At 40.4% G+C, this 21132-nt stretch carries 15 protein-coding genes; 11 read left to right on the forward strand and 4 right to left on the reverse strand.

Annotation, left to right across the window (positions count from 1 at the left end):
* Nucleotides 1-16 precede the first annotated feature (16 nt).
* The 8 genes from AQ505_RS25820 to AQ505_RS25855 all read left to right on the forward strand — a co-directional run bounded on the left by AQ505_RS25820 (nucleotide 17) and on the right by AQ505_RS25855 (nucleotide 11774).
* The gene (locus tag AQ505_RS25820; RefSeq protein ID WP_231634990.1) at nucleotides 17-2425 is read left to right on the forward strand and encodes a TonB-dependent receptor; all 2409 of its coding nucleotides are present in this window, start codon (nucleotides 17-19) and stop codon (nucleotides 2423-2425) included.
* Nucleotides 2426-2445: 20 nt separating this feature from the next.
* Nucleotides 2446-3669 (forward strand): DUF4374 domain-containing protein, encoded by a 1224-nt coding sequence (locus AQ505_RS25825; protein ID WP_062550810.1) that lies wholly within the window; start codon nucleotides 2446-2448, stop codon nucleotides 3667-3669.
* 88 nt (nucleotides 3670-3757) lie between these two features.
* The gene (locus tag AQ505_RS25830; protein WP_062550811.1) at nucleotides 3758-4900 is read left to right on the forward strand and encodes a PepSY-associated TM helix domain-containing protein; all 1143 of its coding nucleotides are present in this window, start codon (nucleotides 3758-3760) and stop codon (nucleotides 4898-4900) included.
* Nucleotide 4901: 1 nt separating this feature from the next.
* Complete coding sequence (locus AQ505_RS25835) at nucleotides 4902-7331, forward strand: TonB-dependent receptor domain-containing protein (RefSeq protein WP_062550812.1); 2430 nt, start codon at nucleotides 4902-4904, stop codon at nucleotides 7329-7331.
* Between the two features lie 5 nt (nucleotides 7332-7336).
* Nucleotides 7337-7564, forward strand: a complete 228-nt coding sequence (locus tag AQ505_RS25840) for a transcriptional repressor (protein WP_062550813.1) — start codon at nucleotides 7337-7339, stop codon at nucleotides 7562-7564.
* A gap of 237 nt (nucleotides 7565-7801) precedes the next feature.
* The gene (locus AQ505_RS25845; protein WP_062550814.1) at nucleotides 7802-9544 is read left to right on the forward strand and encodes a sensor histidine kinase; all 1743 of its coding nucleotides are present in this window, start codon (nucleotides 7802-7804) and stop codon (nucleotides 9542-9544) included.
* Complete coding sequence (locus AQ505_RS25850) at nucleotides 9541-10299, forward strand: LytR/AlgR family response regulator transcription factor (RefSeq protein ID WP_062550815.1); 759 nt, start codon at nucleotides 9541-9543, stop codon at nucleotides 10297-10299. The genes AQ505_RS25845 and AQ505_RS25850 overlap by 4 nt, the downstream gene beginning before the upstream one ends.
* Nucleotides 10300-10310: 11 nt before the next feature.
* The gene (locus AQ505_RS25855; RefSeq protein ID WP_062550816.1) at nucleotides 10311-11774 is read left to right on the forward strand and encodes a hypothetical protein; all 1464 of its coding nucleotides are present in this window, start codon (nucleotides 10311-10313) and stop codon (nucleotides 11772-11774) included.
* 107 nt (nucleotides 11775-11881) lie between these two features.
* Here the strand turns inward: AQ505_RS25855 and AQ505_RS25860 are convergent, their stop codons facing one another.
* The 3 genes from AQ505_RS25860 to AQ505_RS25870 all read right to left on the reverse strand — a co-directional run bounded on the left by AQ505_RS25860 (nucleotide 11882) and on the right by AQ505_RS25870 (nucleotide 17740).
* On the reverse strand, nucleotides 11882-13483 hold the full coding sequence (locus AQ505_RS25860; RefSeq protein ID WP_062550817.1) for a DUF6850 family outer membrane beta-barrel protein: 1602 nt from the start codon (nucleotides 13481-13483) through the stop codon (nucleotides 11882-11884).
* Between the two features lie 7 nt (nucleotides 13484-13490).
* The gene (locus tag AQ505_RS25865; RefSeq protein ID WP_062550818.1) at nucleotides 13491-14702 is read right to left on the reverse strand and encodes a DUF4876 domain-containing protein; all 1212 of its coding nucleotides are present in this window, start codon (nucleotides 14700-14702) and stop codon (nucleotides 13491-13493) included.
* A 113-nt stretch (nucleotides 14703-14815) separates the two neighbouring features.
* Nucleotides 14816-17740 carry a TonB-dependent receptor gene (locus tag AQ505_RS25870; RefSeq protein WP_062550819.1) on the reverse strand — a complete coding sequence of 975 codons (2925 nt, stop codon included), beginning with the start codon at nucleotides 17738-17740 and terminating at the stop codon, nucleotides 14816-14818.
* Between the two features lie 316 nt (nucleotides 17741-18056).
* Here AQ505_RS25870 and AQ505_RS25875 point away from each other — a divergent pair, with 316 nt between their 5' ends.
* Complete coding sequence (locus tag AQ505_RS25875; protein ID WP_062550820.1) at nucleotides 18057-18299, forward strand: hypothetical protein; 243 nt, start codon at nucleotides 18057-18059, stop codon at nucleotides 18297-18299.
* 11 nt (nucleotides 18300-18310) lie between these two features.
* Here AQ505_RS25875 and AQ505_RS25880 read toward each other — a convergent pair whose 3' ends face one another.
* Entirely contained in the window at nucleotides 18311-19141 is an 831-nt protein-coding gene (locus AQ505_RS25880; protein ID WP_197286268.1) for an AraC family transcriptional regulator, read from the reverse strand.
* Nucleotides 19142-19227: 86 nt separating this feature from the next.
* On the opposite strand from AQ505_RS25880, the gene AQ505_RS25885 reads away from it, so the two are divergent.
* Nucleotides 19228-20175 (forward strand): NADP-dependent oxidoreductase, encoded by a 948-nt coding sequence (locus tag AQ505_RS25885; protein ID WP_062550821.1) that lies wholly within the window; start codon nucleotides 19228-19230, stop codon nucleotides 20173-20175.
* Between the two features lie 3 nt (nucleotides 20176-20178).
* On the forward strand, nucleotides 20179-21129 hold the full coding sequence (locus AQ505_RS25890) for an alpha/beta hydrolase (RefSeq protein WP_062550822.1): 951 nt from the start codon (nucleotides 20179-20181) through the stop codon (nucleotides 21127-21129).
* Nucleotides 21130-21132 lie beyond the last annotated feature (3 nt).

Here is a 21132-nt window from a genome sequence, read left to right on the forward strand (position 1 = left end):
GAAACATCTAAAAGTAATGCAAATTAAGAAAATCTTGCTAATGGGCATATTATGCGCTAGCGTATTTTGTGTGCAAGGACAGAAATTAAACAAGAGCAGCATCAAAGGACAGGTGTCTGATGATCAAAAAGAGGGAATACCGACCGCCACAGTCCGGTTATTCCCCATCAACAGAACCCAGGCTACCGATCAAAAGGGTAAATTCAATCTTACTGATCTAGCCGCCGGAAACTACACGATACAAATCACCGCCATCGGTTTTAAAAAGATAGAGCAAAAAATCAGCATCAAAGAAAATCAGGATCTGCTCTTGAATTTCTCTATGAAAGAAGCTCAAAATGATTTAAATGACGTTTCAATTGCTGGAAAAACAGAATCACGCAAGGCTAAAGAAGCTGGTTTCGCCGTGAATTCTATCGACTTAAAACAATATGCAAATACCACCAACGACCTGAATCAAATCCTGAACCGCTCTGCCGGTGTAAAGGTGAGAGAACAAGGAGGTTTAGGTTCAGATTTTGAGTTTTCGATCAACGGCTTATCAGGAGGACACATTAAGTTTTTTATTGACGGGATTCCAATGGAATCTTATGGAAGCGGGATGACGCTAAATAACTTCCCTGTAAACCTTGCTGAACGTGTAGAGGTCTATAAAGGCGTAGTTCCTGCTTACCTAGGCTCAGATGCTTTGGGTGGTGCGGTGAATATCATCACCAAAAAGAATAAAGGAAAATCACTTGACCTCAGTTATAGTGCGGGTTCCTTTAATACGCACCGTGCAGGCTTAACAGGAAGTTTTACCGATGATAAAACTGGGATTACTACTAATGTGAGTTCGTATTACAACTATTCCGACAACAATTATTACATGTATAACAATCCATCAGCCAATGCGCCGATTGAGTTACCCATTCCTGGAGGCTTTGAGCAGGTGGAGAAACTTCGTCGTTTCCATGATCAGTATGAGTCCTTTATGGGGCAGGTAGAAGCAGGAATTTCCAATAAAAAATGGGCAGATGTATTTGTAGCCGGGGTAACGTATACTTCTAACTACAAGCAAAGACAAACCGGTGCGACACAGGAAAAAGTAATTGGTAAGATGACGAATGATGGTCATAACATCATTCCTTCCATTCGTTACCGTAAGGAAAACCTATTGATCAAAGGATTATCAGCAAGTGTATTCGCCAATTACTCCGCCAATAAAAACATCCTGACCGACACGAGTGGCAATGATTTCCTTTGGGACGGCAGTTCAGTGCCAAGAAGTAAAAATGGCAGTTTCGGTTCTGAGCTTTCTGGCGAAAAAAAATCTATCTCTCATTTAACTGGTCATAATATCCTGGCACAGCTAAACTTGGGTTATACCATTTCCCAAAACCACATGGTTAATTTGAACAACAACTATAACAATTCTTATAGAGAAAGCTATAATGAGATCGACCCTTACAACCATTCTTATGACAGATCTAACAGCCTAAATAAAAACATTACTGGTATTAGCTACCAGCAGCAGGTATTTAATGGCAGAATGACCAACAATTTATTCGGAAAAATGTACGGTTTGAGTGGCAAAACTTATGATAAAGATGGCAACGGCACCAGCAATAGCAAGCAGTATTATGGATATGGAGTCGCTTCCAGCTATAGATTCAGCGCTGTGATCGGGATGAAAGCCTCTTTTGAACATGCTTACAGACTACCTAGTCTGGTAGAATTATACGGCGACCGGGAAGTTGTGAAAGGGAATCCAAATTTAAAGCCGGAAAGCAGCAACAACTATAACGTTGGCGTATTTTTCGACAAAAGAATAGGCAAAGGAAAGATCTGGGCAGAAGCATCTGGGTATTATCGCGATGCCAATGATTACATCACTCCCGGGAAATCTGCCGCAAGTAATGACGGCAGTGCTGCACAGTATAGCAATGAGAACGGAATTATTATCAGAGGATTTGAGACTGAAGTTCGCTATGATTACAACAACTTATTTTCTGTGCTGGTCAATATGACCTACCAAAGTGCGATCAACAGGCAGCAATTTGCAAAAGGATCTATTCGCGAAAGTGCGAATTACCTCAGCAGAGTTCCTAATGAACCTTGGTTATATGGGAATGCAGATTTCAGCATCGGAAAAGACAATCTTCTTGGTAAAGACACCAGAGTTCAATTTAACTGGTTTACCCAATTCATCAATGATTACTCTATTAACTGGTCTAAATTGGGTAATAAAAACACTAAAGACTATATCCCGCGTCAGTTTATACACAATGCCACTTTGACTTATTCAATGCATAAAGGCAGATACAATGTATCGCTGGAAAGCAGAAATTTAACCAATGTGATCGCTTATGACAAGTTTAAGCTGCAGAAACCGGGTACTTCATTCTTCATCAAATTACGTTACGCCATTTCGCAATTCAATTAATATAAATATAATCTATGAACATGTTTACTACAATTAAAACAAGACTATTGGTTCTGGCCACAGCACTGGTCTTTATCTCTGGCCTTTCTGCCTGCAAAAAAGACAACAAAGGCTCCGGTACAGATGAAAAAGAAAATGGCGAATATGCTGTAATCTATTCTGTTGGAGATGATAGTTACCTGTTAAACATCAACTCTTTAACAGAAGGAAAAATCAGTCCAAAGGGCAATGGTATTGATGTTTCAAACATATTTACCTGGGGAGAAAACATCATTCAAAAGGGAAGACATTTCTACTTCCTAAACCCGACAGGAAGATTCAGCAAGCATTTATATCAGGACGGTAAGTTGACAAAAGAAGGTGAAATTCCTTTTACAGCTTTCCCAAGCCCTTATGTAGGCTGGTCTTTATGGCTGGATAACAATCAGGTGATGTTTGGACCAAGAGGAAGTAACCTTTATGCGATTATTAATGTGAGCAACATGACGATCGTGAAAAGTGGTGAATTCGACCTTCCAAGCGTTCCTGCAGGACACAGCAGAAGGGTTTATTCGGCATTTACCAGCGGAAATAAGGTAATGATTGGTTATGGACTATACAATGAAGTGACCCAATTGACAAACGATGAGTCTTACCTGGCTTCGATGGATCTTCCATCATTGAACAACTTTAAAGTAACCAGCAAAGATGGTCGTTCTGCTCCTGCAGGTCCACTAAGAAACGGTTATTTCGGTCAGTTTGTTGACAATGGTAACGATTACCTATTGACGCATCCTATGCCAATGCTAGGTGGCAATAAACCGAATATGCCTACTGGTTTCTTCAGAATTAAAGCGGGTACTGATACTTTCGATCCTAACTATTTCTTTAATGTTTCTGCCCTTACAAATGGTGATAACCAATTAGGCGTATGTTATGTTGGAAATGGGAAAGCCATTCTTGCCAATGCAAAAGATGCTAAAAACCGCGTAAAAGTAAAAGACGACTGGTGGTATGCTGACATGTGGGAATACCTTGTAGTAGATGTAAACACACAAAAAGTGATCAAAAGATTAGACTTTCCGCCGCTATTGAACTCCCGCTCAGCGATTGTTCTGGATGGTAAAGCTTACATCGCTGTAAATGATCCTAAAGCTGATGCAATTTATGTTTATCAATATGATCCAATTGCGGATACGCTTAAAAAAGGTTTAAGAATCGACGGTGGATCTGACAATACCCCAATCCTTTACAAATTAAATTAATAGCGCTTCTCCGCTAATGTTGATAGAAAACCCCGGGCTTTTGACGGAGTACCGGGGTTTTATCACCTCCTATTACCTATAAAACTTTATGTTCAACAAAATAAACGCATGGCTACACCTTTGGCTGGGACTGGCCTCAGGAATTGTAGTGGTTATCCTCAGCATCACCGGTTGTGTGCTGGTATTTGAGCAGGAAATCAAAAGCCTCAGCCGCCCCTGGCTGCATGCTGAACAACCTGCAAATGCAAAAGTATTAGCTCCTTCTATATTACACCGCGCCGTGGAGCAGGCATTACCTGGAAAACATATTGAATCCGTATGGTATCATGGTGCGGGTAGAACTGCACATTTTAACGTTCATGAGTCGGATTCTCTGGTTTATGTGAACCCTTATACTGCTGAAGTAATTGCGATGGTAGATGATGAAGATTTCTTTCACTTTATGGATGAAGGACACCGACACCTTTGGATGCCACGTGCGATCGGCCGTCAGGTGGTAGGCTGGTCTACCTTTATTTTCTTCCTGCTCACACTTAGCGGCCTGATTTTATGGTGGCCAAAGAAATGGAATAAAAGAGGTCGCGACCAGAGTTTCAAGGTCAAATGGAAAGCTAAATTTAAACGGGTAAACTATGACCTGCATAATGTACTTGGCTTTTATTCTTTATTAATTGCCTTGCTGATGGCGATCACCGGCTTAGTGATGAGCTTCTCCTGGTTCAGTCAGGGAGTTTACTGGCTAACAGGCGGCGAAAATAAACCCCGACAAAAAAGACAAAAGGTGGAGGTTTCAGGACCATCCGTAAATACTTCCCTCCAAAATGCTGACATCATCTGGCATAAAGTAGTAAATGACATTGCCAGATATAACAAAGATCAGATCATTATTCATTTCGCCGAAGAGCCTGATGAGGCGATTTATGCTTGTACCGACATGACATTGGGTTTTTGGAGAGACCTGAATTTTGATCCTTTAACCTTGGAGCTGCTGCCCAATTCGACCAAGCGACTGGAGGACATGAAGTTTCCAGATCAGGTGCGTAAACTCAATTATGCCATTCACGTAGGTGCCATTGGCGGTTTGACCACAAAAATATTGTACTTCCTGGCCAGCTTAATTTGTGCCAGTTTACCCATCACTGGCTTTTATATCTGGTGGGGTAAAAAGAAAAAAACTAAAAAGTCTCCAGCTGCAGTAAAACAGCCAAAGCAAGTTCTAAGCACTCCCTAACATGATGAAAACCTATATTCTTGCCCTTCTTTCTACGCTTTCTATCTTCTTTTCCACGACCGTAAAGGCCCAGAAAAATATCTACGGTAAATTACTGGACGAAAAAGCACAGCACATTCCTTTTGCTTCTGTAACTGTATTACGATCTGCGGATTCTGTAAAGGCATATGCGGTGATGACGGATACGGCGGGCAACTTTGTCCTTTCTGGAGTTAAAAATGGTAAATACCTGGTCAAAATCAGCTATATCGGTTATGAGGATTATTATTCTCCGGTGATTGAGCTGACTGCTTTAAGAAACTTGCATCATCTGGGCTCGATTCGTTTGAATGCCGACAGCAGGTTGCTAAATACAGTAAACATCAGTGGCCAGCGTCCATTAATTGAGCAAACGCTCGATAAAACGATCATGAATGTAGAGAAAAGCATCTTCGCAGAAGGCAATACTGCCCTGGAATTGCTGAACAAAGCTCCAGGTGTAACCGTCTCAGAAAATGGAGAGGTATCGCTGAAAGGAAGGTCAGGAACCACAGTGATGATCAACGGAAAACCAACTTATCTGTCCGGTGATCAGCTGGCGAATTTGCTGAGAGGAACCAACTCCTCCTCCATCTCCAGAATCGAAATCATGTCTAACCCTACCGCCCAATTTGATGCCTCAGGCAGCGGCGGAATTGTGAATATCATCATTAAAAAGAATATGCTGATCGGTTTTAATGGCAATATCTCAGGAAACATTGGTGCCGGTAAAGACATCAGAAACGGGCAAGGCATTGCACTAAGTTACAATACGACCCTGCTGAACACCTATGGAAGCTATAATGCCAACAATCAGAATCTGGAAAGTAAGCGCAATGCCGAACGTCTGTTTTATAGCGACAGTAGGACTTTATTGCAAAGCATCCAGCAAGAAACAATGGAAAAAGCAAAACTGCGTTCTCATAATTTCCGGTTCGGTATAGACCTGAATCTGAATGAGAAGAATACACTGGGATTTTTAGTAAATGGTGCCATCGGGAAGTATCCAACAGAACAGCCAAGTACGAGCATTTTGAGGAATGCCAATGGTGAAACTTCCTGGACTGCGCTTACACAAACCAATAATAAAGAAAACTGGACAGATCTACTTTACAATGCAAATTATGTACATAAGTTTAATGCTGATGGTCATGAGCTTAAAGCCGATGTAGATTATGTTTATCATTTTTCCAAAATGCAGCAGCAACTGGATACGCGTTATGTATTGCCAGCTGGAACTGCTAACAGACTGCCCTCCGGTAGAAGAGGAAATATCCCTTCCAATGATGATGTATATGCCGCGAAAATAGATTATATCCTGCCTTTGAGTAAAAAATCAAAGCTGGAGGCCGGTTGGAAGGGCAGTTATGTCCGCACCGAAAATAACCTGCAATATGATACTTTGCAAAACCAGACTTATTTGCCGGATGCCAGTACCAGCAACCATTTTATTTATAAAGAGAACATCCAGGCCGCCTATATTAATTTGAATACGGCATGGTCAAAATATCAACTGCAAGCGGGCCTACGTGCCGAATACACGAATACCAAAGGTGAGCAGATCACTTCTAATATGGTCTTTAAAAAAGATTACCTGGGCCTCTTCCCAAGTTTATTCCTGACCAGAGATATCAATGAAAATCATCAGTTAAAGACTGGATACAGCCGACGAATTAAACGTCCGGGATATTGGGACCTAAATCCTTTCCGCGTATACGATGATCCTTTTGCATTTTATGAGGGAAATCCATACTTGAAACCGGCTATAGTAAATGCGGTGGAACTAGGCTACGGTTTTAAATCGCGGTATTTTGCCACCTTAAGTTATAACCATACCGGGAATGTGATTGCCGAACAGGTAGGCAGACTGGATGGTGGGACTGTTACTTTCCAACGTCCGGAAAACATTGGCTCTTTTGACAATTTCGGATTGAGTATGACGACTTCTACCCAGATTTTCAAGTGGTGGACAGGCAGTCAGTTTTTGAATATATACCACAACAGGTACAAGATCAATAGCAACACCGGAACTACAATAACCAGCGGCAATACAGTAAGTCTGAATTCTCAAAACACTTTCAATCTGGGTAAAGGCTGGAAAACAGAATTGAGTGCCTTCTATATTTCAGAAGAAGTATCAGGAATCACCACCACCAGACCATACAGCATCATTTCTTCGGGTATCCAGAAAGAGGTGCTTAAAGGAAAAGGAAGCTTGAAATTCATGGTGAACGATATTTTTGAAGGCTACAGGATCAAAAGAAAAATGGCTTATGAAAATGTATTGTTCTTAAGTCATAATGCCTCCGATAGCAGGTATGGCCTCTTATCTTTTAGCTACCGCTTTGGAGCCAAAGGGACACCATCAAATGAAAGAAGTACCAGTAGTGAAGATTTAAAAGGAAGGATGTAAACGACATGGAGGCAAAACATGGGATTTCCAGGATTAGCAGGGTTATTCTTCAATACATGGAGGAAAATGGGGATGGTTTAGACGCAGAAACACTATGGCTGGAATTGCGAAAACATGGACATCGCATGTGCGTTTGCTCGGTTTATATCAACCTGAAGAAGCTGGAAAAGATGAAACGATTGCAGAAAACACAAACTGCAGATCGAAAATATGTGTTTGCTTTAAATAAATAACAGCATTTACAGCTGCAACTAATAATAGATTTGGCTGCCTATACCCCGGTGTTCGCAGCCAAATCCACCCCATACATTGGCAATCTATATTTTTGTCAATTCAGAAAGACGTTTTATTTACAAATAAACCCAATAAAACCGTCAGATTCACAATAACACCTGCTAGATTCAAATCGTGATATAAAAGTAGGGCGACAAAGCCTTTACTTTGATGTAACATAAATATCAAATCAGCAGATGCGAAGCCTTATCATTACCATATTTTTCCTTTTCTCTCAAATCTATTGCCATGCGCAAAAGCTGGAGATGAACCTGGATAGCATTAGTCCAATCATCCAAAATGATAAGAATGGTGATTCTATCCGCAAGTATTTCTCCAACGCATTTTATAGTCCTGAAGCCACGTTTACAAAGCAGAATAACCTATTGATCTCTGCTTTCTTTTCCAATAAACTTGCAGTCAATTACAACCATGCGCCAAAGAAAATACCTCAGCTGACAACCTATTCCAATATTAGCTCGAGAGTGTATATGCAGGCATTTGATAGCTATTCAGGAAAGTATGCCGTTCCCATATTTGATTCTACCGGAATTATCGTCACTGTTAACGGGATAAATCCCGAGAATGCACAGCAATATGATTTCCGAGTAATGGAGAATAATAAAAGAGTAGTGCTACCCTGGACAAAGGTGAAATTATTTGTTGATGCCTATTGGATGACTAAGATTGCCGATTCCAGTAAAATAGATAAAGTGACCGCCTACCTTGGGCAATTTAAAGCGGATTATGGCAAAGCCCTCACCTTTCAGGTACGTCAAACCAACCTCCCAGATAGCATCAACACATCTTTATCGGCTTATTGGGTAAAATGGAAACCAAGAGTAGTTGGCGTATTTACCTTTTCCCAGCTCCCCGATTTCCTCCGCATTTTTAAGAAACAATGGGGAGATCCAAGGGAGAACAAGGACAATGCAGATTGGAGCAAAGATTCGACCCTACTAAAATTGAAAAAGGAATTCCGTTACAATGAAAATAACCTGATCTTCTATTTAGACGACATCATTAAGTCCAAAAATATCATTGAGTACAATCTGGTAAAAGGAAAGGATAGTACTGGCTGGACAGTAAATGACTTTGATTTTAACCTGGTTTGGCTAAAGAACCTTTCGCCAGGTAAATATGACCTCAAAATACGTTATAGTGTCCAGAGAATGAATGTTTGCAGCTATTCATTTACCATACAAGCAGCCTGGTATCAAACCCTCTGGGCAAAAATAGGCTTGAGTATTCTTGCCATGCTCGCGATTGGGTTTATCCTGCTCTTGTGGCGCTCAAAAAAGCAGGGAGAAAAATTAAAAGCACAAGAAACCCTGAAACAGATGGTTCAAACGGAACTGAAATCCATCCGTTCACAGTTCAACCCTCATTTTGTATTCAATGCGCTCAGCTCCATACAGGGGCTGATTACAAAAAATGATTCTGAAAATGCTTCAAAGTATTTAATTGAATTCAGCAGTCTGATGCGTGATTCATTAAAAGCAAGCACCAACGAATTTGTCAGCATTTCCACAGAAATAAAGATCCTGGAGAATTATTTAAACCTGGAAAAGTTACGCTTCGGCTTCAATTATCAAATAGAAAGTACTGAGCAGATTGATACACATGCAATTGAAATTCCTAGTCTGTTTTTACAGCCATTAGTGGAGAATGCCGTAAAACATGGTATTTCTTCATTACAGGAGAAAGGATACCTCAGCGTATCATTTGAAAAAGTTGAGAATGATATGATCGTACTGGTCACCGATAATGGCAAAGGTTTTAATGAACAGGAAGAATTTAACGGCTTTGGACTGCAGCTCACCAAAGAAAGAATTAAGCTGCTGAACCAAACCTTAAACGATCAGCATATTGAATTTTCAGTGAAAAGAATGAATGAAAAAACACAAGTAATGGTACACTTCAAAAATTGGTTAATATGATCAGCGCAGTAATTATTGACGACGAAAAAAACAATATTGAGCATATCATACAGCTGCTGCAAAAACACAACTTGGCAGTGGAGATTACAGCTTCTGCAACAAATGCCGACGATGGCGTTGCAGCGATCATTGCTAACAAGCCCGATTTATTGTTTTTAGATATACAAATGCCCCACAAAGATGGATTTGATGTACTCAAAGCCTTACCCCACCATCAGTTCGAAGTGGTTTTTGTGACTGCTTTTGACCAATACGGCATACAGGCCGTCAAGTTTTCAGCAATAGATTATTTGCTCAAACCGATCAATCCTGAGGAACTAAAAACAGCCATTACTAAAGTAGCCGCAAAACTGAACCGGAAAAAAGAAAATCTTCAACTGGAAAACCTGATGGAGCTGATCAGAGATAAAGACGCTAAAAAAGACCACAAATTAGCACTGGCTTCTACTAAAGAAATCAGGTTTGTCCACACAGAGGAAATTATCCGCTGCGAATCTTCCAATGCCTATACTCAATTCTACCTTACTGATGGAAAAAAAATTTTGGTTTCCAAGCCCATTTTTGAGTACGAAGAGCTCCTGGCCAATTATGATTTTATACGATGCCATCAATCCCATTTAGTCAATAAAAAATACATTAAAAGTCTGGTCAAAGAAGACAGCGGATACCTTTTACTCAACGATGACACCCGAATTCCGATCTCCAGAGCCAAAAAAGAGAACGTCATAAAAGCCTTACACACCCTAAAGAAATAATCCCTAACGCTATGAAACAATTCCTATTCTTCTTCGCATTTTTCTATTGCAGTACCCTAGCTGCACAAAACAGCGCTCCAATCACTCTGGAGGATAAAAAGATGGATGCTCAACTCCTCCATCGCAAACCAGCATTGCTGACTATCCAGGTAAACAATCTCCCGGATAGTATTAAGAAAGTGCCTATAGCTTATACACTTGTACAGCTAGGTGCAGCATTCCAAGTGAATAAATTTACAGAGACCGATGCAAAAGGTTTATCAAAAATTACCCTTGATCAGAATTTACCTTACCAACAAATCTGGTTAACTGTAGGCAATTATTTATATACAGGAATCTATGTCAATACAGGATTGACTGTTACTATTGATCTCCATAAAACATCAAAAAAAGACGTATTTATGATTGCTGATGGGGTAGAATATTCAGGAAATGATGGAAAACTGAATGCGGTTATGAATAAAAATGCACTTTTCAAAAGAAAGGAAAAGGAACTTTTGCAAAATACCTTTCGTAACGTACGCGATTCAAGAAAAAAATATACTGAGGCTATTTTTCTCTCTAAAATCGACTCGATCCAGCAGCAGCTGACCCAAATAGACCAGGAGTTCCTCACCGAATTTTCGGATTACAGCTGGGCTGTCAAAAATGAAACTTTGTCAGAATTTTACGGGAATCTTTGTGTCTCCTATTGGAATGATAATATGCCGGAGAAACTCTTTAAAAAAGTGACTGCCCACCAACCGTATTTTACAAGTAATGATGGCGCTTTGTATTATAGATACCTTAAAACCTATACAGAATCCAGAAAATTCGGTAAAAGAGTCCTACAAAATACCTTGGCTTTGTTCGACAGTTTGTACACAGCACAGAAATCTGATCTATTAAAATTAAATCTTTTAGAATCAGAGAAAGATAGATATACAACATCTTATCCGCTAATTATCAATGACATCAAAACTGCGTGGGGCAAAAACATAGCAACAAAAGAATTGGCAAAGGCCAATGCCGGTCAAAAGAAGATAGACAGCTTATTTGCCTTATCTACAAAACCAGCAGCATCCAATATTGGGATTTCATTAATGAAGTTACCTTTTGAAGCCAACCTATACCAATTAGATACCATTATAGACTTTTGGGCCACTTGGTGCGGTCCTTGTATCGCGGATCTACCAAGCAGTAAAAGCCTGCATGAGGGCAATAAAGATTTACCTATCGAATACGTTTACCTATGCACTACGGGAGGTTCTGATCTGGAACTCTGGAAAAAAAGAATCGCAACGATGGAAATACCAGGGACGCATATCTTCGTCAACGAGAAAATCGTCGCCCAGTTAAAAACGGCTTTTAATGCAGAAGGTGGATTCCCAACTTATGTGGCTATTGACATCAATGGTCAGGTAAAGCCAAAAGCAATTACCTACATGGGCGCTTTAAATAGAGAATCTTTAAAAAAAGCGGTCGGAATTAACTGATTTGAATCCTATCATTTCCGAGAAAACCTCATTTTTCCAGATCTAAAGCAACAAAATCCTCCAGGTTCGTAATCTGGGGGATTTTGTGCATTTTGAAATTGGGTTGATTAGAAATTACAACCAATACTAATATGGGTGGCATTAAAGTGCTTGTCCAGATAGGTCACCTTAGGGGCATAGGTATGCGCATAATTTAACTTGACAAATGCAGACATATTATTCTCCAAAGGTCTGGTATATTGGAAGGTAAAATTTCCCCTGATCCGATTTGCAGTAAAAAACTCATATTCTTCGTTCAAAAATTGGGTCATTGTAACCAGGGGTACATAATCCGGAGAAGGTGTGGCAACGATTCTATCCTTGGCCATTTCCCCACTTCCCAGTCCATAAGCCATCCCTAGACCAATATTAAAAGCTCCTTTTTCTTTTTCAAATTGTCTTTTAATCTGCCCGGAAAACAGGTAGCTATTGATTTTCTGATCTCTGTAAAATGGATATAAACCAGAAGTTTGGTCCCTTCCCATATAATCTCCGCTAAAATTAATCGCCCATGTTGGTCGGTTATTTTTTACCGCGAGGAAGAGGTCATAATTTAAGCCGATGTTTGTCGTCAGTCCTGAAAACACCTCCTTATCTCCATATAAAACAATTACATTGACCCCACCAGCAGTCGTTTGTTTTAAAGATATGTTGTCCCTATTCGACAGCAGCTGATAACTTCCTCTCAGACTGATGTGATGTTCTACCTCATTTCCCTTCAACGAAAGCTGTCCATTGTAGGCAAAATCTGACCCGTTATGCTTAGTTAAAAGTGTAGAGGAAGTGCCCTCTTCTCCATAGAACCCATTTCTATCCGCATAGCTGAATTCATTAAATAAGGTTACGTTTTTATTGAGGTTAAGATTTAACTGCAGCGAACCTCCTTGCCTGATATCTTTTAAAGGGTTTGTACCTGAAGTATAACCAGAGTCATCGAACCTATCGAGAAGGCCATAAAATGAGCCATAACTGATTAAGGAATTGTATTCTTGCTTATTACCTGCGACTTTAAAGCTGATGCTTTCGATTCGGCGACTATAGTTATAATTAGCACCAAGCTCTATCAGATCACTGATTTTATAAAGGAAACCAGCACTCAAGTCCAAATCCAATAATTTATTAATATGTCTCAGATCTTTTCTTTTCGCATAATTACCGGCTTGATAATCAAGTTTACCACCAATGCTCAATTTGGAACTGAGCTGACTGCTCATGGCTCCGTTCAAATTGTAAAGTTCCAGTTGTTTTGTCCCCTTATCCGCAGTATTCTCTTCTACAATATCAAAAGGATTCTGATAAGGATCTATAAACGCAGAACCAGTCATATTCTTTCCCTGAAAATTCTGATAGCCAAAACCTCCGGAGAGTACTACTTTACTATTTAAACGCGTATAAGAATCGGCCTGTATACCATAGGCCTGACTATTATCTGATTGAAGGTAATTTCTAAAACCTCCATCTTCTTTCTTGAAAAATAATTCCGCATTGGAAATATTTCCCGCATTAAAATGGTTTAAACCTGCGGCATTTTTGGAGGTTAACCAGGCATTACTTTTATGAATATAATCGATATCGGCATAGGGCTTCGCAAGCTCTTGCGCCGACAATTGTTTGGTCAGAAATACGCCTGCAAAAAGGGCATAAATAAAATGTTTTGATTTGAACCTCATTTCGGCGTTAGTAATTACTTAAAGATGCTTTTAAACGTAAGTGGGCGTCATTACTTGAATTATTGGAGTCTTTATAGATAATACGTGCCCCCCTTTTGATAGACTCTTCTGCGTTGACACCACTTGGATCTGTACTCCCACCAATATCGACAGTCCCTAAATTATACCCATATATTATTTTACCTGCATTTTCGGGGATGGCTAAAGTTGCCTCCAGATCTACATTCCTATATACTGAATATCCTAACTTATTGGTATGATATACATAGCCTGCATCTACTGTACCCAAGAAACGTTTTTTACTGTTCTGATTATTTAACAAATACGTCTCCATACCGTCCAGCACCCAGTCGACCTTGATTTTTTTATTAGAAGTAAGTACAGTATAGCTGGCATCCGAACCCAATGCTGCGGGGCTGATGCCCTGTGGCTCAAAAATAAACAGCCCCGGACTTAATATGCCCGGTGTCCAGGCATTTCCTGTTCCATAACTCACAGCCTTTAAATAATGTGTCGTTGGTATTGATGCAGAAGGAGACTTATAATATGTTGGATTCTTATAGTTGCTTCCAATATCATACATCGGATAATACTCCGCTTTGGAGAGATCGACGGATTTACTATGGACTTGTGTATTGTCTACCGCCTGGTATAATACCACCACTGCCTGCTCTCCTGGCTGCAGCGTCAGGGGTTGTGTGAAGTACCAAAAACCACCCGCAGCAGGGATGTACCCTTCATTTTCATAGAGTAACTTTCCATCTGTTCCATAGAAAGTATTGGTTGCATGTGCATTTGCAGGTCCGATTGCAGCAACACATAAATTATTAGTGGTGCAGGGGAAATCAGAATTATTATAGATAATAATGTAGGAATCATAATTGAATACCGCCGAACCATTGTCGAAAGGCGTTCCACCAACGAATACTTCCTTTAACACCAATTGCGAAGACTTAGATTCCTGTAGTTTCATCGTAATTACATCTCCGTCATTCCAACCGCGGACAATGACCTGATTGGTATTGAGCGCATTGTAATTAAAGATATTCGTACCGTTTTTACGGGTTTCAGAGGAGGAAATATTATAAACATCCGATGGAACCGCTATAGTAACCTCCCCTTTCTCATTTGTTAGTCCTTCGAAAACTGTCCCCTTCCCCGTTAGCTTTACCTTCACACCTGCAACTGCTGACAAGGCACTGCCTTGTGGATATTCCATTTGAATCACCACCTGGTGTAATTCGAAGGATATTTCTTTTTTTTACAGGCAAAGCTAAAAATCGCGATTACCAACAGCAGGATTATCTTTTTCATTCTTCCTTGATCTTTTAATTAAAACTTTAACCTTAATGATGCGCCATAGTTAAATGCCGGGATATACGAACTCTCAAATAAAGATGACGCTGTGCCAGTCTGGCTAAAACGAACCTTTGCCATGTTATTTACAAAGTTGTTGGCGAAAAATGAAAGCGAAGCATACTTCCCGATCTCCTTCGTTACCGCAAGGTTGGCAGAATAATAGGCCGAGACTTTACTCTCATTAAAGTAGTAGTCGTAATTATTTTTGACGACCATTTTTGCCAGTTCATTGTATAATGCGACATCATTATCTTTTGCCCAGATAAATTTTTCCAGAAAGGGCGTTCTGGTATTTAAATCTTCTAAACTGGTATAATAGCTTGGATAAACGGCTACAAAACGATTGCCTCCATAAATATCGCGCTGCGTAGCAGAAGGCAGGTAGCTTTCTTTATTGTCAATCACATAAGCTCTTGTACCAAGATCACTTTCAGAAAGGTTTTTCGAGTATCTGTAGAAAGAACCTTCCAGCCTTGCAGAAACAATCAACCTGATTGCAGGAATATGCGTCGTTACCGTAAAGTTCATATTCAGTGATTTATTGATTTGGCCATTGGCAGAATTTGCACCTCCAATGAAATAACCAATGTATTTATAAGCTTGTCCATTGGCCATAGACTGGGTCGAATTTGGCATATAAGCAGATATAGTTTCTTCTAACCCTTTATAGTAATAGTAACTGCCGTCTACCGATAAGGAGGTTTTTAAAGCTTCAATACGCTTAAAATCTACGATCCAGTTGATGCGTTTACGGGTTACAGGCGAACCATTGCTATACTTTCCGTTACCATTAAAACCATAAAGATCTGAATAGGTCAGTGTTTCAGTAGGAAGTAAGCCTGATTTATCACTTACAGAAACGACACCTGTATTTTTATCTATGTTGTAGATTCTATTCGCTGCTGGAATAGCTGAGCCTTGTAAATCTGCCTGACTTGTAAATTTGTAGAAATAGGGCGTATAATCCTGGTTATACTCATACGGATTTCTAGTATAATCATTAGAAGCCGAGATAAAAACCTTGGTGCCTCTGATATTAAAATTAACTGCAATCTCTTTTTGCTCATTGCTCTGCCATTTTAAATCTGGATTAAAGATCCTGTTTCTTTGCTGACTGTAATAGGCGTAATAGGTTTGTCCGTTTGCATCAGTTCCTGGAGAAAACGCTAAAACATCCCTATAAGTAGGGGTTGGAAAAAGTGCATCAAATCCAGGCAGTTTTACGGTTTTACCCCAGGAAGCTTTTATGCTGAAATCGCTGAACAATTGATCTTTCTTAGTCCAGAACGTATATTTAGCATTAAACCGTGGCGACCAATTGGTAATGGCACCATATTCTGAACCGTTGATATCAGTGATTTCTGAACGGATACCAGCCAGCAGCTGCAGGTTATTATCCCCAACTGGAACAGTTAAGCCGTTTTCAGCAAAAAAGGCATAATTATTAACGAAAGACTCATCTTTATAAGGATAGGATCTCCAGGTCGGTGCATACTGCAAATCGTCATAGTAAACGCCCTTCCCATTATTTCCAGTTACACTGTAATCGGCTCCTACCATTAAGTTGTTAAAGGAAGCACCAAGTTTCTTAGCCCAGTTTGCTTTTAGACGTCCATTATAGCTGATGAATTTATTATCATTAAACTCAATCTCATCCCAGATTCCTCTTGGGATCAATATAATGGCTGCATCCGGGTTGTTTGCATACAACTCACCCACGTGATAGCCGTCCTCCTTCGTATGAATAGCCGCTACGGAGGCAGTAGCCGACTTTAAGGTCCTCACCTCGCTTAGTTTGTTGTTATAGTTGACCGTAGCACTGGCATCCAGGCTGGTTAACCAAGGTAGTTCCAGAAGCCATTTTGCCGAAAAATTTGCCCTTAAAGCATTGTCGTCTTGTTTAGTATAGGTGTCTGCGGATAAATCCGGATCCGTTTTCGAATCATAACCACCTAAATTACCGCTAAGGCCAAAATTAACGGTCAGGGGACGAGTATTCCTGTTAAAGGTATTGCTATAGTTTAAAGACAGGCTATTTCTATCGTAAGAGGTGTAAGGTGAGGCCAGGTCTGAGATAGACTTGGTATGCTCCACATTAAAATTTAAGACGCCGGTTTTTTCTCCCAGGCTCAGACCTTTGCTCAAAGCCACCAGTTTAGAATTTGGGCGTGTAGACATTTCTACCAGAAAAGGCGACACTCCTTTGCGTGTATTGATCTTCACCATACCATTGGTCATGTCTCCATATTCAACAGAAGGCAGGCCGGTGATGATCTCTATCGACTCAATGTTTGTGGTTGAAACATTTTTAAGATCCGGACCTGATGGACTGGAAATAGCAGTACTCCTTGCATCCTTAAAGGAGTTGTTACTAATACGTACCCCATCGACTTCTACACCCACGCCGAAAGTTGGATTACCATTCTCCCCTGTAGTACCATTCACGCTGATTCGCTGTGCTGCATTTGTTGCCAAATGGAGATTGGTATTGGTTTTGCCTCCAGGCAATAAGCTGGCTGCATCAGTAACCTGGAGCATTTGAAGATGGTCTAGCGCCTTCCTATCCATAATATAAGAAGTAGCTAAATCGGCGCCTTTTTTCGCATTAATTTCCACTGTAGCCAGCGTTAAATTGTCCTCATCCAGCAGCAGCAGCAACTCCATATTTTTATCGACCCTGTATTCGTATTCCTGCTTCACATAGCCCAAATATTGCGCAATCAATTTCACATTACCCTTCGGTACATTTTTAAGGACAAAATTACCTTTTGCGTCAGCCATAGCCCAGATCCCACTCAAAGGAATGGCAACGGTGGCAAACTCAACTGGCATTTTGTCTTTTCTATTTTGAACTTTACCAGTAATGGTAAACTGAGCGAAAGCTGAGGACGCTGACATTAAAATGAACAGGCTGAGAATCGTGGCTTTTCTATTAAAAAGAATTATTGAACCGTTTAAGCAGCGGTTTTTAAAAACAGCAGAACGAAGTATTTGTAGCAATGTAAGATCAATTAGAAATTTGCTACAAATATACCTTTATCTAGACTAGTTCAAAATAAAGTTCAATGATTACTTACTTAGAACATCGCTAGTGTTAGCCCAACAGGAGCTCCGACAAAACTTCTAATTGCCTGACTGATATTAAGATGTATGCGACTAGCAGTAAAAAAACCATTGATGCTGCACATACTTTAATTGGTACAGCTGCGACGTATTGGGTACTATTGCTTATTTAGCCGAAGCCGATGGAACTACCGCCTGTTTCATTCGCTTTAATACTTTTAATTTTCTGAAGACTGAAGACCATAATTATTGCAGTCAGACTAAAATATGGATGCAAAGTCTGATGCGAAAATCTGTTTCTTTTAGCGGACAGGGCGAAAAACTCCGAAACAAGTACCTCTATCAAGCCTTTCAGGAATGCGATGCTTTAATCAGGGAAATTGCTGAAGATTAATTAAGCAATATTTATTTTCCAGCGATTTTGAATCCTTTTAAGCTCATCCCATGATGCCTTTTAAAGAATTTATTGATATGGCTTTCATCAGAAAACCCAAATTCTTCTGCGATTTCATGGACACGCCTGTCGCTAAATCGAAGTCGGTGTTCAATCAGTCGGATACGATAGGAAGAAATGTAATGCTGGATACTTTCTGCACATTGGTCACGAAAATAACTACCAAGGTAGGTTGGTGATATGGAAAATTTTTCAGCGATTGCGGCAATTTTTAATCTCCCTGGCTGTCGGATGTTCTCTTGAATATAATCTAGAATCTGCAGGATACGTGCATCGGCATTGGGCAAAATATGTTCCGGTTTGACCACAGAGATACTTCTTGCAGCAATGACGATGATGGCATTCACCAAATGCCGCTTCAGGTCTTCATTATAAAGATGATCATGCGCTATGGCATGCAGCAAGTGGCTTATCAAAGACGCCACGGTTTGCTGATCACCCGTATGGGTTAAAATCGAGCCTGATAAATGAGAAGCATAATATAAAAGACATTCTATATGGTCTATACTTTTCCATTGGTATTCCTTAATGTAACTTTCGCCGAAACGAACCACCATAAACTCACAGACACCCTCTAAATCGAAACCATGAGCATCATGAGGCGTGATCAAAAACAAGTCTCCCGCAGCAAAGGCCACCTTATTTCCATTTACCTCATGATTTCCAATACCAGAAATCACATACACCAATTCGAAAAAATTGAATTGCCGATCACGCAAAGGACATACGGTTACTTTTTCATAAAAGACTTCAAGTGATTGGTATATGTTTTCTTTTGCCATACTGCAAAGGTACCTAAATAGGCTTGAAATATACCTGTTTTAAGGCTAAATATAGGTCTATTTTTGTATATTAAAACAATCAACAGATGAGAGCAATCGTATTAGAGGAGTTCGGTCCTGCCGAAAACCTACTTTATAAAGAAATCCCAAAACCTGACATAAAGGCACATGAGGTATTGATCAAGGTGAAAGCCATCAGCATTAATCCGGTAGATGTCAAAGTCCGTAGCCGGCAAGCACCATTGGCAGAAACCCTGATTAAACATGATCCCCTGATCTTAGGCTGGGATCTCTCGGGAGAGGTTATAGAAATTGGAACAGAGGTCAGCAAATTCCAGATTGGCGATGCCGTATTTGGGATGGTAAATTTCGTGGGGCATGGCAAAACTTATGCAGAATATGTTGCTGCTCCAGAAGATCAGCTTGCCCGAAAACCCGGAAACATCAGTCATGTGGAAGCAGCAGCCAGCACCTTGGCGGCATTAACAGCATGGCAGGCATTTGATAGCTATGGAAAATTAAGGCCTACAGATAAAGTGCTGATCCATGCTGCTTCAGGCGGAGTTGGTCATTTCGCAGTACAGATGGCAAAGCATATCGGAGCGTATGTGATCGCAACATCATCGGCATCAAATAGGGATTTTGTACTCAATTTGGGTGCAGACAAACATATCGATTACCAAAGTACCCCTTTCGAAACAGTTCTTAGTGACATTGATTTTGTATTGGAGACTATTGGCGGCGCGAATTTCCAGAAATCAATCCGCGTATTAAAGCCTTTCGGTACAATTGTCGGATTGCCCTCGGGACATACCAGAGAGGATGAGCTAAAAGCCCAGGAAAAACAACTGCATGCCTGTTATTTTATGTCCGTTTATTCCAGTGGTAATGATATGGAACATATCGCTTCCTTACTAGAAAAAGGCGTATTGAAACCTTATATATCTCATGTATTTCAATTTGACGAAATGGCAAAAGCACACCTGCAAATTGAGACCGGTCGTACGATAGGTAAAGTGGTCGTAAAACTGTAACCAATGAAGATTAAAAACATCGATATCGAACTTTGGGAAGAGATAAAAAACAGTCCCTTTAGCAAAATAGCTTATGAAGAACTATTGGCGAATGATCCCGCAAAAATCAGAGAGGAAGAGCTAAAATTGTCCCTTAAAGAACTTCCAGAGACACCTCAGCAACTGGCAGTTGAAAACATCTGGATTCCATCTTGTGATAAAGGAAGGAATATCCGACTGAGAACCTACAAGCCAAAAGGAAAACAAAATTTACCTATCCTGTTATATTTTCACGGAGGCGCTTTTATTTACGGCACTCCTGAACAATACGACTTTATACTCTTCCGGTTAGCGCTGGACATTAATGCAATGATTGTCTCAGTGGACTATCGGCTGGCACCGGAACACCCTTTTCCTGCAGCAATGCAGGACGGATACGATACCTTGCTATGGCTAGCTGAAAATGCGGATCGTATAGGAGCTGACCAGCACCATATCACCATCGCAGGAAGCAGTGCCGGAGCAACAATTGCAGCATCTGTTACCCATCTGTCAAGGGACCGAAAGGAGGTCGTAATTAGACATCAATACCTGCTTTATCCACCAATGAGCCAGCTTTTAGAAACACCATCTATGCAGGAATTGGCGAATGCTCCCATGCAAACTAAACAGGCTGCGGAATGGATGTGGAGACACTATTTGCAAAATGGAATCCATCATCCACCTAAATATGCGGTCCCGCTATTGGAAGAAAATTTTCAAGGATTACCTGGCACCACTATCGTCGTCTGTGAGCTGGATCCGCTGAAGGATGAAGGTAAATTGTATGCCAGCAAACTACAGAAGGCAGCCATTCCCGTGGATCTACTCGAGATAAAAGGAGCGGTACATGCCTTCGATTTTTTTCCATGCACATTGAGCGACAATTTTTATACGCAGCAAATTGAATTGTTCAAACAAATTTTAGATCAGTAAATA

Origin of the sequence: Pedobacter sp. PACM 27299 (assembly GCF_001412655.1) — a bacterium.
In the GTDB taxonomy this organism is placed as follows: Bacteria; Bacteroidota; Bacteroidia; order Sphingobacteriales; family Sphingobacteriaceae; genus Pedobacter.